Genomic DNA, 14,200 nt, shown 5'->3' on the forward strand with positions numbered 1-14,200 from the left:
AGACCCGATGGGCAAATGCCTAGTCCTTGTTTCCAAGCAGCGCGATGGGCGCGTCCGGAGATCGATAGAAATCCAAAGGGGCCTTGTCGGAGGCGGCCGTGCTGCGCTTGAATTCATAGCGCATTTCGCCTGCCTCACATTCATCGGCAATGATCAGGCATTGATATAAGTGACGCGCGCCATCGTAGATATCGACCAAACCGCGCAATCGAGGCGTGGTCGCGGCCTCTACGGTGAAGCCATCCTTCCACAATCGGAGAATTTTGTAGGTATTGTCACCCAATTCGACACGAAGTCGGCTGGTTTTCTTCAGACTCGCGATTCGCGCAGCATCCAATTCGGCGCTGATTTCTTTGGAAACATAGGTACTCATATCAAAACTCCCCCGCAGCGGACTCTATTTTGGAACGTAGACTGTAAAAATCCAGTGAAGCCGATCACTCAACGCGGTCGAATCCAAACCTGTTGCACGGAAATCCCATTCCAACCTGTGCGAAAACGCAGGCACAATGCGCGGCGGCTCGCATAGGATCGGTTCCCTTCAAAGCGTATGTTCCGGGAAACCGCATTACGGAGGATCCAAGCATGGGCCTATTGGTCGACGGCAAATGGCACGACACATGGTATGATACCAAATCCACAGGCGGCGCCTTCAAGCGTAGCGCGGCGCAATTTCGCAACTGGTTGACCGCTGATGGCAGTGCCGGACCCTCCGGCACGGGCGGCTTCAAAGCCGAACCTGACCGGTACCATCTTTATGTCAGCCATGCCTGCCCCTGGGCCCACAGGACACTGATATTCCGCGAACTGAAAGAGCTGTCCGATCTGATCCCGGTTTCGGTCGTACACCCAGACATGCTGACCAAGGGATGGACATTTGCAACCGACGAACACGGGGCGGCGGGCGACGTACTGTACGGAATGGACTATACCCACCAAATCTATACCAAGGCTGACCCGACCTATTCGGGGCGCGTAACCGTTCCGATCCTGTGGGACAAGGAACAGGAAACCATCGTCTCAAACGAAAGTTCGGAAATCATCCGGATGTTCAACTCGGCCTTTGACGGGATCACCGGGAACACCGATGATTACTGGCCCGAGGCGATGCGTGACGAAATCGAACAGGTCAATGCCCGCGTCTATTCCGACATCAATAACGGGGTCTACAAATCCGGCTTTGCCACCAGCCAGGCGGCATATGACGCAGCCGTTGGCCCGCTCTTTGACACGCTGGACTGGCTCGAAGACCGGCTGTCCACCAGCCGCTATCTGATGGGCGACCGCATCACCGAGGCCGACTGGCGGTTGTTCACCACGCTGATCCGGTTTGATCCGGTCTACCATCTGCATTTCAAATGCAACCGGCGGCGTCTGATCGACTATCCCAACCTGTGGGCCTATACCCGCGAGCTGTACCAGTGGCCGGGTGTCGCGCGGACCGTGAACTTAAACCATATCGTGCGCCACTATCACTACAGCCATGAGAGCATTAACCCGCACCGGATCATCCCGACGAACCCGATCCTGAACTATCTGGAGCCCCATGGGCGCGATCAGCGCCCCGCCGCGTAATGCTCAACCATCGCCGCCAGATCCTCTGGCGGCGTGCAGCTTTGCACATAAGCGCAGGCATTCGGGCTATGGGCAAAGATCGAGCCATCCGAAAAGAAAGTGGTGTTGGTCACGAAGATCACCCGGGCCTCGGGCCTGCGATAGCTGGCAAAATCAGCCACGGCCAAGGCGCTACCGGTTTCCAGCACCAGATCCATCACGATGATCTCAAATTCGGCACCATAAAGGGCAAGGATCGCATCCTCTTGCCCGGTCACAAGCGTGACCTCGGCACCCTGTCGCTCAAGATGCCTTTTCCAGACCCGACCTAAATCAGGGTTACTCTCAACAATCAGTACATTCATCATCAACAACCTCGGCACTTATATTGGTGAGTGGTGCCGACCCCTAAGGTTTGTGTTCACGCCAATTCATTAACAAAGTGTTAACCGAGACGGAGCACGCCCCTGATCACGCGGATTTGCTTGTAAAACTGGCAGAAATCCGCTTGAAACAGGCAAAATTTGGTGATTCCGGCGAGGGGCCCGATGGCGCGCGAAAATAGAGATTTGAATCCGCGGGCCGCTCGGGACCATGGCGGTGGGCTGGATGGGGCCATGTCAGTTTATGGCGGTAAGCGAACCGATTGGATCGACCTGTCCACCGGAATCAATCCGGTTCCATACGAGGTTGCCGGGCTCACCCCATCGGATTGGATGGAATTGCCCGACCATCGCGCATTTGAACGGCTGGCCGATGCGGCCCGCAGTTTCTGGTCAGTTCCCGAGGGTGCAGAGATCCTGCCTGCGCCCGGCGCATCTGCTCTGATCGCCCGCATTCCTGCGCTGGCTGCAACCGGCCGAGTTCAGATTACCACTCCGACCTATAACGAACATGCCGCCGCCTTTGCCGCGCAGGGCTGGACACTACAGAACTCCGGCCCAGTTGAGGCACGCGTGATCGTGCACCCCAACAACCCAGATGGGCGCATCTGGAGCGTGGGCGATGTGGATGCCCCCCTGACGATTATCGACGAGAGCTTTTGCGACGTCACGCCCGATGCCTCGCTGATCCATCTTGCCGACCGGCCCGGAGTTATCGTGCTGAAAAGCTTTGGCAAGTTTTGGGGGCTGGCGGGGCTACGGCTGGGATTTGCCATCGCACGCTCTGATCTGATCGCACGTTTGAACGATCTGACCGGGCCTTGGGCGGTCTCAGGTCCCGCCTTGCGGATCGGAGAGCAAGCGCTGCGCGACACGGCCTGGGCTGACGAGACCCGCCTGCTTTTGGCGGCCGATGCCGCCCGGATGGATCGGATGGTAACGCAGAAAGGCGCGCAGCTGATCGGCGGCACCAGCCTGTTCCGGCTCTATCAGGTCGACGACGCCAGTGCCTGGCAAGACCGTCTGGCCCGCGCACATATCTGGACTCGTGTATTCCCCTATTCGCAAACCTATCTGCGCCTTGGCCTGCCACCGGCAGATGGCTGGGCGCGGCTTGAGGCGGCCCTGTGAGTACCGCCTTTATCTTGGTCTGCGCCATGTGTCTGGATGCGGCACTGGGCGAGCCGGATTGGCTGTGGTCGCGCATCCGGCACCCCGCCGTTATGATTGGTAAACTCATCGAGTGGCTTGACGACCGCCTGAACCATGACTCGTACCGTCGCCTTAAGGGCATAGCTGTTGCCGCGCTGCTGGTCGCAGGTGCCGCTGGGCTTGGGGGGCTTCTGTCTTTGCTTGGCCCGATCATCGGCACCATCATCTGCGCTGTGCTGTTGGCACAAAAATCGCTGGTGGAACATGTTCGCGCTGTTGGCGAGGGTTTGCAGACCTCGCTGGTCGATGGGCGCGCGAAGGTCGCCATGATCGTGTCACGCGACACCAAGGACATGACCGAAGCACAGGTCGCCCGATCCGCGATCGAGAGCGCGGCTGAAAACCTCAGCGACGGAGTCATCGCGCCGGCCTTCTGGTTTCTGGTGGGTGGCCTGCCAGGGCTTCTGGTTTACAAGGCGATCAATACTGCCGACAGCATGGTCGGCTATCGCACGGATAAATACCGCGATTTCGGATGGGCAGCTGCGCGGTTGGACGATGTCCTGAACCTGGTCCCGGCACGACTGACCTTTCTATTGATCGTCATCTTGTCAAACCAATGGGCGAAATGGGAGCAGATGGTGGGCGATGCGCGCCGCCATATCTCTCCCAACGCTGGCTGGCCCGAGGCGGCAATGGCACGCGCGCTGAGCGTGGCCCTTGCCGGGCCGCGCAGCTATGACGGGCAGCTCAGGGATCTGGCTTGGGTCAACGGCGAGGCCCCGCGCGACATCGGCGCGCCAGAGGTTTTCCGCGCATGCGACATGCTTTGGAGGATATGGGGGCTTGCGCTTGGCCTCGTGTCAGTGTGGGTTGGGGTCAGCTTCATAATCTGACGGACCTGTCCATGCGTTTTCTTTCCGGCCTTGTTGCCGCCGCCTTGTTTGCTTCACCTGCGTTTGCCCAATGTGGCGGGGGTTTCAATTCCTTCGTGAAGGGGTTGAAGGCCGAGGCCGTTCAGCAAGGCTTTGACAAATCCACCGTCAATGCCTTCTTCAAAGGTGTGCAACAAGACAACGCGGTATTGAAAGCCGACCGGGCACAGGGCGTGTTCCAGAAACCGTTCATTGATTTTTCGCGACACCTGATTTCACAAAACCGGATCGACCGGGGTCAGGCCATGTCGCGCAAATACGACGCGGTGTTTGACCGGATCGAGCAACAATATGGTGTCTCGCGCGGGGTGCTGTTGGCATTTTGGGCGTTCGAAACGGATTACGGGGCGTTTCAGGGGGATTTCAACACCCGCAACGCGCTGGTGACGCTGGCGCATGATTGCCGTCGTCCAGAATTGTTCCGGCCTCAGGTGTTCGCCGCGATTGAGCTGTACAGCCGGGGAAATTTCTACCCGGCCCGCACGTCAGGTGCCTGGGCTGGCGAGATTGGAATGGTGCAGATGCTGCCCCGAGACATTCTGGAAAACGGGGTCGATGGCGATGGTGACGGCAAGGTTTCGCTAAAAACCTCTGCGCCCGATGCGCTTATGTCGGGCGCCAAGATGCTGTCGCATCTGGGCTGGCAACCGGGGCAGCCTTGGCTGCAAGAGGTCACCGTACCCGCACGGATGGATTGGTCGCTATCGGGCCCGGGCAAACCGCGTTCGGTTTCTGACTGGCAGGCGATGGGCGTTCAGGCACGCAACGGGTCCCTCACCAACCTGCCCGCCTCGCTGATCCTACCGCAAGGGCATAACGGGCCTGCCTTTCTGGCCTATCCAAATTTTGATGTGTATTTCGAATGGAATCAGAGCTTTGTCTATGTGCTGACCGCCGCCTATTTCGGCACCCGGCTTGAAGGGGCACAGGTCTATGACGCGGGCAACGCGGCCCAAGGCTTATCTGGTGCACAGATGAAGCAGCTGCAAAGCAAGCTGCAGGCGCGCGGCCATAATGTGGGCAAGATCGACGGGATTCTGGGCGCAGGGACCCGCGCGGCTGTCCAGTCAGAGCAAGCACGACTAGGCCTGCCTGCGGATGCCTGGCCAACGGCTGAGTTGTTGAACCGGCTCTAGTCGCTCTTCGATACGGCGATCTAGGCGACTTCGGCGTCCAAAGATCGCCCGTTCGGCTCAAACACATGCATCTGCAGCCTATCGCCGCGTGTCTCGATGGCGGTATTTGCCGGGATCTCGGCCCAATCGCCATTCTTCGCATCCAGCGGCTCAGACGCGATAATGATCCCATCATCGCAGGGCCTGTAATGCAGGCTGGGTGCGAAACGGTCCGAGGCATAGCGCGCAGCAAACAGGCGATCTCCATCGGACCAGCAGGCGGCAAAGCGCATATGGGGTAGGCTTCCTTTGGCGCGGGCAAGCACTTCGACACGGTGCACCGCACGCTCCATCGCGGCGATGGGTTCGGCGTCCAACCCTTCGCCATGGGCGATCAGAAAAATCGCCTCGCTTTCAGTTGCGCCAAGGCGATGATCGTACAGGTGGCCCGGTATCATCCCGTCAAGCTGTTGGCGGATACGGTCATGGCCACCTGCCTGCCCGTTATGCATAAAGCTCCACTTACTACAGCCAAAAGGATGGCAGTTGTTCCGCGACGTGGCGGTCCCAGTTGAGGCACGTACATGCGCCAGGAACAGGTGCGATTTCGTGTGATGGGTCAACTGTTTCAGGTTGGCATCCGACCAAGCCGGGTTGGTGTCTTTGTAAAAACACGGCGTTTCGCGCCCGGAATACCAGGCCAACCCAAAACCATCCGCGTTGATCGGCGTTTTGCCAATCAGGGCGTTTCTGCTTTGATGCACCAGCGACTGTTCCTGGTCCATGACAAGTTCGTCCAGAAACCGTTTCGCACCCGCCCAAGCCAGAAATCTGCACATCGACCCGCCTCTTTTGATCCGTTGTTGATACGGGAACTTACAACAACGCGGGGTGAGAATTCGCCCCTGATCCCCATCTAATTTTGAAATATTACGATTAAATGACCACCAAAGATCCAAATTTTCAGATCATTTTCAACAGATGCCCCGGTTTCTTGAATGTCACTCGGGCCGTACTGGGAAACGCTCTCCCTTTTCCGTGATCAGGATCAGGCGTCCAGCACTCAGGACATAAAGATCACATCGACCGAACCCGTTTCTGTATTGGACGCAGATACTGCCATCCTCCGCGATGGAATAGGTTCCGAACGCAGATTCTCCGCTGGCATAGGTATAGGAATAGGCCCCGCCAGCCGAATATCGCGACTGCCCGTCATCATAAAAGGTCAGCGTCCGACCCGCCAGCGCCGTCAACTCTTGTTGGGTCAGGGGGACGTCATCGGGCTTGGTCGTCCATTCCGCGGCCCCTAAAGGGGTAGCAGTCAGTAGGGCGATGATCAGGAAACGGGTCATGGCAGCAGACTAACCCAATTCTTACGAAACCGCTCATAACGTTGCAGTGAGAGGTCAGGCGACCATCTGTTCGGCTTTCTTCAGATCAACCGAGACCAGCTGGCTGACACCCTGTTCTTGCATGGTGACGCCGAACAGACGATCCATCCGCGCCATGGTCACCGCGTGGTGGGTGATGATCAGGAACCGTGTGTCGGTCTGGCGGCACATCTCGTCCAGAAGGTCGCAGAACCGGGTCACGTTGGCATCATCCAGCGGCGCATCGACCTCGTCCAGAACACAGATCGGAGCCGGGTTCGCCAGAAAGACGCCAAAGATCAGGGCCGTCGCGGTCAGGGTCTGTTCACCGCCCGAAAGCAGGCTGAGCGTCGACAATTTCTTGCCCGGCGGCTGGCACATGATTTCAAGGCCGGCATCCAGCGGGTCGTCGCTTTCGACCATGACCAGATTGGCCTCGCCACCACCAAAGAGATGCTTGAACAACATGGCGAAGTTCGAATTCACCTGTTCAAACGCGGTCAGTAGCCGTTCGCGTCCTTCGCGGTTGAGGCTGGAGATGCCGCTGCGCAGCGCTTTGATCGCCTCTTCGAGATCGGCCTTTTCGCCGTTCAGCGTGTCGAATTCTTCCTGAACATCTTTGCTGTCCTCTTCGGCACGCAGGTTTACCGCGCCCATCGCATCTCGCTGGCGTTTGTGGCGGTTGACCTCGGCCTCAAGAGCATCAGCAGCTGGCATCTGGTCGGGATTCACATCCAGCTGGTTCAGCAACTGGTTCGGGGTTAGCTGTTGATCCTCAGCGATACGCTCGGCCGCTGCCGATACGGCCTCTTTGGCTGCATCACAGCGCGCCTCAGCGGCGGCGCGGCTTTCGCGCGCCTCCGAAGCCAAACGTTCCGCTTCGCGCTCAGCCAGCACAATCTCTCGCTGGCGGGCCTCGGCGGCAGCCAACTTGTCGGCGGCCTCGGCCCGGCGGGCTTCGGCAGTTTCGATCAATTCGTTCAACTCTTCACGCGCCTCGGCGATTTCGCCCGGAGCAGCCATCGCTTCGGATAGCTCTTCCTCGGAACTTTCCTTGCGCTCGGCCAGTTCCGAGATTCGCTTTTCGGCGCTGTCCAGGCGGTGCCGCCAACCGCTGAGGTCCTTGGTGACCTCTTGTGTACGGCGGGTACGGGCCTCGCCCTCGCGGCGCAGCTCGTCATGGGACGAGCGGTGAGTCAGCATCGTGATCCGCGCCGCCTCGACCGTCTGTTTGATGTCTTCGACCTGCGCGCGGGCATTGTCGAGATTGCCCAGACCGGTCAAGGCGCCCTCGGCCTCGCGCAGCTGGGCACGGGCGGACATGGCGTCCTCTTTGTGGCGATCAACGGCAAGCGCCAGCGTTTCCAGCCTGCCCTGCGCCAGATTGCGATCGGCCTCGGCCCTGCTGAGCAGACGCGCGGTTTCAGCCATGCGCTGATCGGCGGCGCGGCGTGCCTCGCGGGCGCGGCGGTCAGCCTCGGTCACGTCGGCCAGTTGTTGCGACAGCGTCTCGTGCGCGGCGCGGGCACCGTCGGCCTGCGCCTCAGTCCGGGCCAGTTCCTGTTTCAGTGCCTCAAGTTTGTTGAGCTGTTCAAGCCGCAGGGCGGCCGCACTTGGCGCATCCTCGGCCCAGGCACGGAATCCGTCCCACCGCCACAGATCGCCCGAACGCGAAACCAACCGTTGACCGGGTTTAAGCGAGGCTTGCAAGCGTGCGCCCTGATCCGCGTCAACCAAACCGATCTGCGCGATCCGGCGGCTGAGGCGATCAGGACCGGATACATGCAAGGCCAGCGGCTCGGCCCCATTGGGCAGCGATTGATCGGCATCATAGCCAGCAACCGGTACCCAGCCTGATGGCCCGTCGCCCTCGACCAAGGGTGCCCTCAGATCATCCGCAAGCGCAGCGCCCAATGCCTTTTCATAACCCGGAGCCACACGCAGCATGTCGAGCACCTGCCCGCCTTCTGCGGTATCCCGTTCAACCAGCTTGGCCAGAGCTGTGGTTTCGGCGCGGATCGCACCCAGCTCACCTTCAGCTTCGGATCTTTTCGCACGGGCCTCGGCCTCGCGGCCCTGGGTTTCATTACGTAACTCGTCAGCGGCGGCCAGTGCCTCTTCGGCGGCTTCAGAGGCCTCGCGAGCCTCTTCTTCACCCTCTTGCGCGGCCTCAAATGCCTCGGCGGCGCGGGTCAGGGCTGTTTTCGCCTCATCCACCGCTGCGCGGGCCTTTTCCTCTTCACCTTCCGACCTGGCCAGCGTTTTGCGGCTGTCGTCGACCAATCGCTGGCCGGACTGGTGGCGCGCAACCAGACGCGCCATATCCTCAGTCTCTTGTGACAAGTGGTCTTCGCGGTCTTGCAGGACAGCGGCCGCTTCGCGCGCGACCTCGGCGGCCTCGGCGACTTTTTCGTCGTGGCCATCGGCAGCTTTGGCCAATTCACGAGCTTCCCATTCCAGCCGTTCGATCATCTGCCCCGCATCGCGGTTCAGCCCGGCCTCGCGCTCGATATCGTTACCAAGCTGCTGAATGCGATTAGTCAATGTTTCAATCGTCTGACGGGCGCGGGTTTCCTTATCCGACAGCTGATCCCGCTGCACCTGTTGGCGCTGCAGGACGGCGGCGGCAATGGCCTCTTCCTCGCGCAGGGGCGGCAGGGTTTCTTCGATTTCGGCCCGATTGGCGACGGCAGAGCGTGCTTCAGCTTCGGCGCGCGACGCCTCGGTCAGGCGTTCGCGCAGCTTTTCCTCGGCCTGCTGGCGGGCCATGTCGGCCTCTTTCCAGCGACGATAGAGCAACATGCCTTCGGCTTGGCGCAGCTGCTCTCCGATTTCGCGATAGCGGGCGGCCTGACGCGCCTGACGGGCCAGCTGCGCCAGCTGTCCGCCCAGTTGTTCCAGCACGTCATCCACACGGGTCAGGTTGGCCTCGGTACCCTTCAGCTTCAACTCGGCCTCGTGTCGGCGCTGATAGAGGCCCGAAATTCCGGCCGCCTCTTCCAGAATGCGGCGGCGAGAGCGGGGTTTGGCGTTAATCAGTTCGGCAATGCGGTTCTGTCCGACCAGCGCCGGAGAATGCGCACCCGTTGAGGCGTCGGCGAACAACATCTGCACATCACGCGCCCGCACATCCTTGCCATTGGTCTTATAGGCGCTGCCGACATCTCGGGTGATGCGGCGGACAATCTCAAGCTGGTCGCTGTCATTGAAACCCGAGGGCGCGAGCCGCTCGGAGTTGTCCATGGTCAGCACAACTTCGGCAAAATTGCGGGCCGGCCGCGTGGCGGCCCCGGCGAAAATCACATCTTCCATCGCGCCACCGCGCATGGATTTGGGTCGGTTTTCCCCCATCACCCAACGCAGAGCTTCCAGCAGATTGGATTTGCCACAACCATTAGGGCCCACAACACCGGTCAACCCATCCGCGATAATCAGATCGGTCGGATCAACAAAGCTTTTGAAGCCGGTGAGTTTGAGTTTGCTAAAGCGCAAAGGCAATGGGTCCCGTGATTCCTATACCTTCGAAGTCTGCGCAACGGATTGGGGGTGAGTCAACGGAGTCGCGCAGGATATGGGATATATGGCCCACTTATCCACAACATCTTGCCTAAATCCGCAAGAAAAAGCGCGATTCAGTAGGCTGTACACTCAAAGACCTGATAGCCGTCGCCGTTACCAAGGTCTTGAAACAGCCCGGTATCAATGCATTCGTAATTCGGGACTGAAACCGCCGTCAGCAGCAACCGCTTGCCCATGGCGCGGTCACAACCCAAAACGCCAACGGTCACGGCCGCGTCGCCCAGGACATCCAGTATCGGGCATCCCGAGACCTGAGCCATCGCCATGGCCGCTCGTTCGCGGATCGGGCCAAGACGCGGAGCGTATTGCGAATTAACCCGAACGGCTTCGGCCAGATCTCCGCGCACGCGAACATCAAATACGCTGCCATTCACAGCGATACGCGTCACCTGAACATCGCGAAAGTGAGGGGTCCCGGCCGAACATGCTGCCAGCATCAGAAAAGACAAAATCCGGATCATATCCGCATCATTGCCAAAACTGGTTAACAGAACCTTTCCTTCGCTCAGGCCCTAAGTACTGTTCCCAAGCGGCGAATACCTTCGCGGATCGTATCCTCATCCGAGTTCGAGAAACTCAACCGGATCGTATTGGCGCCCGAACCATCTGCGAAAAAGGCCCGACCCGGCACAAAGGCCAGTTTCACTGTGTCGAGCGCACGGGCCAGCAGGTCTGCCCCGTTCATACCAGTAGGCAGAGTCACCCAGATAAACATGCCGCCCTGCGGATGCGTCCACTGAACACCATCGGGCATGTTCTGTTGCAGCGCCTCCAGCATAGCATCGCGCCTGGCACCATAGGTCTGGCGCAAAAGCGGGATGTGCCTGTCAAAATGCGCGCGAGCTACCTGCTCAACCGCCATCTGGTTCAACGTGGGCGAATGCAAATCCGCCGCTTGCTTGACCAATACCAGTTGCGAGATAATGGGCTTGGCGGCCACCACCCAGCCAACGCGCAAACCGGGAGACAGCGTTTTCGAGAAGCTACCGCAATAGATCGTACGGCAGGACTCGATCGACCCTTTTCGCGCCTGTTCTAACGCCAAAACCGGAGGGATGGCATCTCCTTCATAGCGCAGAGCCTGATAGGCGCCGTCCTCAATCACTGCGATATTCAGATCATCGGCAAGATCCAGCAGGTATTCTCGACCACGTAGGTCAACGGTCTCACCGGTTGGATTTGCGAAATCAGGCGACAGATAAGCGAATTTGACCGCGCCCTCGCCTGCGGCTTCGGAATATTCGGCGGCACCTCTATTGCCATTAAGCATAAGACGGTCGAACCGGGGCTCGTAGGCATCAAAGGCGTTGATCGCCCCCAGATAGGTCGGCCAGCCGATCAACGCAGTATCCCCTGGCGACAAATAGAGCTTGCCCAGATAATCCAAGGCCTGTTGCGATCCCGAGGTGATCAGGATGTTATCGACACTACAATCGACGCCGATCTCGCGCATATGCTGCACAAGCCATTCGCGCAATGGACCATAGCCCTCGCTGACTGAATATTGCAGCGCCTGCGGCCCAGCATTCAAAGCGGCCTGACAAGCTTGGGCAAAGGCCTCGGTGGGAAACAGGTTTGGGTCTGGGATGCCGCCGGCGAACGAGATGATTCCCGGCTGATCAAGAAGTTTCAACAACTCGCGAATTTCCGATGCTTTCATCCGGGACGCGCGCGTTGCAAACAGATTCTGGGTCATCCTTGGCCTCCTCCTGCCCTGTTGCGACCCACCCTAGGTGCAAATTTTATAATGTCAATATTGCTGACCTAAATTCAACTCCACCCCCCTGCTTGAACCAGGCCCGGATACGTGGTCATATGAATTGACCAATTTCGAAAACGCGCCGCCATGCCCTTCCAAAAGATCCAAACTGAAAAGCTGTCCATTGCGGTGGTCAAACAAATCGAGTTGCTGATTCTGCGCGGGATTCTGCGCCCGGGAGAACGTTTGCCTGCAGAACGGGAACTGGCCGACCGTCTGGGCGTTTCACGCCCCTCACTGCGCGAAGCGATTTCTGATCTTCAGCATCAGGGTTTGCTGACAGCCAAGGCGGGGTCAGGAATCTATGTTGCCGAAGTCTTAGGCTCGGCTTTTTCACCGGCTCTGATCCGGTTGTTCAGCAGCCATGACGAGGCGGTTTTCGACTATCTGTCCTTCCGCCGGGACATGGAAGGGCTTGCAGCAGAACGCGCGGCAAGACTGGGGTCGGAAAGCGACCTGAAGGTCGTACAGGCGATCTTTGACAAGATGGAAGCCGCCCATGCCCGCAATGCGGCCGAGGAAGAGGCCCATCTGGATGCGCAGTTCCACATGGCCATCATTGAGGCCAGTCACAACGTGGTCATGCTGCATATGATGCGGTCGATGTTTGACCTGCTACGACAGGGTGTCTTCTACAATCGGCAGATGATGTTCCGGCAGCGTACGACGCGAGACGCCATTCTGGATCAGCACCGGGAAATCAATTCAGCGCTGCAGGCTCGCGACCCTGAGGCGGCGCGCGTTGCAGTCCAGGAGCATCTGGGCTTTGTTCGCATCTGCATGGAAGACCACCAGAAAGCCCTGCGGAACGAAGCCATTGCGCAGCAGCGCCTGGACCATGAGACAGGACAGCACTGATGTTCATTGGGCACCTACCTGGTGCGTATCTGGTCTTTCGCACTGCGACGCCCGGATTGGATAAAGCTGCGTTTGCCGCTGCGATGATTGGTTCCATCGCCCCGGATATCGATTTGCTGTGGTTCTATTTCGTAGACAATCGCAGCCACCACCATCACGAATACCTCACACACCGCCCTCTGCTTTGGCTCGGCATCCTGGCGCTCGGCCTGCTGCTGAGGCTAAGATTCCCGCGCGCAGGACTCATTACTGCAGCCTTCGGCGCCGGGGGTCTGGTGCATATGACCTTGGATTCGATCGTTGGCGAAGTGGCATGGGCTTGGCCAATTTCCGAATTCACCCACCCGCTGGTGGTTGTTCAGGCCACGCATTCTCATTGGATTTTATCTTTTCTAAGCCGTTGGACCTTCAAGATCGAAATCGCAATCACTCTCCTGGCGGCCTATGTGTGGTGGACCAGCAGGCGCAAGAAACAGCAGGGCCTTGAGGGTTAAATTCCGTTCAGCCGCCGCTTAAGACTGTGAACCCACAAATTTGGCCGTTTCATTGCCTTCGGGTCCTGACTGGACAGCGACGGAAACAACCCTTCAGCTTCGGTCCGAGAGCGCAATTCCAACGGCGTGTCCAATATCGCCCCGATCAGGTCATCCGACCGGCTCTGCGCCTGACGCTCGACCTCAATCGCCTGAAGCATTTCCGCATGGTAAGCCTCAGCCGCTTCGGACCGCTGGCCTTTGCGGAACCGGAAAGCCCCAACCTGAGCATGCACGGGCACCAAATCGGTATGTCGCGAAAACCGCAGCCATAACTCTCCGTCGACGGCAAGCTTGAGGTTCTCGTTCAGTTGGCCCCCGACCTGATCCCATAGGTCACGCCGCCAATAGGTCGATTCCTGCTGAACCCACTGATAATCCCCGGCAAGCAGTCTTACCCGTGAAACAGGCTTTGGGCGCCGTACAGTCAGGACATTGTCTTCCTCGTCAATGCACGTGACCCGCCCAGTCATCCAGTTCATGTTTTTGTTCAACGCAAACAGCGATCCTACCGTGGCAAGGCCGCCGGGAATAAGAACATCGTCCGAATTGATCCAACCCATTACGTCGCCCGTGGCCACTGCAAAGCCTTTGTTTACAGCGTTGGCCTGCCCGGTATCCGGGCCCGAGATGATATGTGAAAACGCATCGCGGTACTTTTCGACCACCTCCATCGAACCATCGGTGCTACCGCCGTCCGTCAGGATCAGGTCCAGCTTAGGATATTCCTGCTCAAGCACAGAGAGGATTGTCCGTTCGATGAAATCGACGCAGTTCAGGTTGGGAATAACGACACTGATCGTCGGCAATTCGGTCATAAAGGGCTCTTATCCAGCCCGGTTTCGGCATATGCCGTCGCACGGGCGCAAAATTGGTTGGAGTGTTTCCGAATATGTAACGCAGACAATCGGTCCCCGGTCAAATCGGGAAGCGGGGTGCGAGGTTCGCAGCCCAATGTCCGG

Annotated in this window: 14 protein-coding genes; 6 read left to right on the forward strand and 8 right to left on the reverse strand. The window is 58.9% G+C overall.

The window, feature by feature from the left end; all coding sequences use genetic code 11:
- Positions 1–19 precede the first annotated feature (19 nt).
- The gene (locus AC2FJV_RS15410) at positions 20–373 is read right to left on the reverse strand and encodes a hypothetical protein (protein WP_142639206.1); all 354 of its coding nucleotides are present in this window, start codon (positions 371–373) and stop codon (positions 20–22) included.
- Between the two features lie 212 nt (positions 374–585).
- Here AC2FJV_RS15410 and AC2FJV_RS15415 point away from each other — a divergent pair, with 212 nt between their 5' ends.
- Entirely contained in the window at positions 586–1,575 is a 990-nt protein-coding gene (locus AC2FJV_RS15415; RefSeq protein ID WP_281995873.1) for a glutathione S-transferase family protein, read from the forward strand.
- Here AC2FJV_RS15415 and AC2FJV_RS15420 read toward each other — a convergent pair.
- Positions 1,557–1,919, reverse strand: coding sequence for a response regulator transcription factor (locus AC2FJV_RS15420; RefSeq protein ID WP_281995887.1), 363 nt, complete (start codon positions 1,917–1,919; stop codon positions 1,557–1,559). The two genes, AC2FJV_RS15415 and AC2FJV_RS15420, sit on opposite strands and share 19 nt — an antisense overlap.
- Positions 1,920–2,102: 183 nt before the next feature.
- On the opposite strand from AC2FJV_RS15420, the gene AC2FJV_RS15425 reads away from it, so the two are divergent.
- From AC2FJV_RS15425 to AC2FJV_RS15435, 3 genes are read left to right on the forward strand one after another with little or no spacing between them, the layout of a single operon-like run.
- Positions 2,103–3,068 (forward strand): threonine-phosphate decarboxylase, encoded by a 966-nt coding sequence (locus tag AC2FJV_RS15425; protein WP_496690327.1) that lies wholly within the window; start codon positions 2,103–2,105, stop codon positions 3,066–3,068.
- Positions 3,065–3,985 (forward strand): adenosylcobinamide-phosphate synthase CbiB, encoded by a 921-nt coding sequence (gene cbiB / locus AC2FJV_RS15430; RefSeq protein ID WP_271951399.1) that lies wholly within the window; start codon positions 3,065–3,067, stop codon positions 3,983–3,985. Before AC2FJV_RS15425 ends, cbiB begins: the two co-directional genes overlap by 4 nt.
- A gap of 11 nt (positions 3,986–3,996) precedes the next feature.
- A complete protein-coding gene (locus AC2FJV_RS15435) occupies positions 3,997–5,160 on the forward strand; it encodes a lytic murein transglycosylase (RefSeq protein ID WP_496714029.1) in 1,164 nt (387 codons plus the stop codon).
- A gap of 20 nt (positions 5,161–5,180) precedes the next feature.
- On the opposite strand, the gene AC2FJV_RS15440 is transcribed toward AC2FJV_RS15435, so the two are convergent.
- From AC2FJV_RS15440 to AC2FJV_RS15460, 5 genes are all read right to left on the reverse strand, one after another.
- The gene (locus AC2FJV_RS15440) at positions 5,181–5,978 is read right to left on the reverse strand and encodes a class II glutamine amidotransferase (protein WP_496714030.1); all 798 of its coding nucleotides are present in this window, start codon (positions 5,976–5,978) and stop codon (positions 5,181–5,183) included.
- Between the two features lie 162 nt (positions 5,979–6,140).
- The gene (locus tag AC2FJV_RS15445) at positions 6,141–6,491 is read right to left on the reverse strand and encodes a hypothetical protein (protein ID WP_281973514.1); all 351 of its coding nucleotides are present in this window, start codon (positions 6,489–6,491) and stop codon (positions 6,141–6,143) included.
- A 54-nt stretch (positions 6,492–6,545) separates the two neighbouring features.
- Positions 6,546–10,001 (reverse strand): chromosome segregation SMC family protein, encoded by a 3,456-nt coding sequence (locus AC2FJV_RS15450; protein ID WP_496714031.1) that lies wholly within the window; start codon positions 9,999–10,001, stop codon positions 6,546–6,548.
- Positions 10,002–10,141: 140 nt separating this feature from the next.
- Positions 10,142–10,549: a hypothetical protein gene (locus tag AC2FJV_RS15455; protein ID WP_281995869.1), complete on the reverse strand. Its 408-nt coding sequence runs from the start codon at positions 10,547–10,549 to the stop codon at positions 10,142–10,144.
- Between the two features lie 44 nt (positions 10,550–10,593).
- The gene (locus tag AC2FJV_RS15460) at positions 10,594–11,784 is read right to left on the reverse strand and encodes an aminotransferase-like domain-containing protein (RefSeq protein WP_496714032.1); all 1,191 of its coding nucleotides are present in this window, start codon (positions 11,782–11,784) and stop codon (positions 10,594–10,596) included.
- Between the two features lie 150 nt (positions 11,785–11,934).
- On the opposite strand from AC2FJV_RS15460, the gene AC2FJV_RS15465 reads away from it, so the two are divergent.
- The gene (locus tag AC2FJV_RS15465) at positions 11,935–12,705 is read left to right on the forward strand and encodes an FCD domain-containing protein (RefSeq protein WP_142639185.1); all 771 of its coding nucleotides are present in this window, start codon (positions 11,935–11,937) and stop codon (positions 12,703–12,705) included.
- Positions 12,705–13,199: a metal-dependent hydrolase gene (locus tag AC2FJV_RS15470; protein ID WP_496714033.1), complete on the forward strand. Its 495-nt coding sequence runs from the start codon at positions 12,705–12,707 to the stop codon at positions 13,197–13,199. Before AC2FJV_RS15465 ends, AC2FJV_RS15470 begins: the two co-directional genes overlap by 1 nt.
- Here the strand turns inward: AC2FJV_RS15470 and AC2FJV_RS15475 are convergent.
- Positions 13,196–14,056 (reverse strand): glycosyltransferase family 2 protein, encoded by an 861-nt coding sequence (locus tag AC2FJV_RS15475; RefSeq protein ID WP_496694512.1) that lies wholly within the window; start codon positions 14,054–14,056, stop codon positions 13,196–13,198. The genes AC2FJV_RS15470 and AC2FJV_RS15475 overlap by 4 nt on opposite strands.
- Positions 14,057–14,200 lie beyond the last annotated feature (144 nt).

The sequence above is a fragment of the Ruegeria sp. CDSA241 genome (assembly GCF_059611265.1).